The sequence below is a fragment of the Pedobacter sp. GQ55 genome, assembly GCF_059758925.1.
Genome location: NZ_JCAXEI010000047.1, coordinates 1 through 212, shown reverse-complemented (window position 1 = coordinate 212; position 212 = coordinate 1). Strand labels below are relative to the sequence as shown.

Genomic DNA, 212 nt, shown 5'->3' with positions numbered 1-212 from the left:
GAATTTAATTTTCTGAAAGTCGCCAGTTCACTAACGTCAAAATATCCTGACCTGGCCAGAACGCTGTAGAAAACTGGTGAAATGTGTCCGTTAGAAAGGAAAAACAAATCTTCGCCTTTTCCATCCATTGTAAAATCAGTAGAGTGGTTCATTACCTCGAAATAAAGTGCGGTAAAGAAATCTGCACAGCCTAGAGACCCTCCCGGGTGACC

General features: G+C 42.5%; 1 protein-coding gene. It reads right to left on the bottom strand.

The genetic code is table 11. The features are described 5' to 3' along the window. Window positions 1-212: thiamine pyrophosphate-binding protein (locus tag AC6CH7_RS26560; RefSeq protein WP_498265573.1), on the bottom strand; the 212-nt coding region annotated here is incomplete at both ends.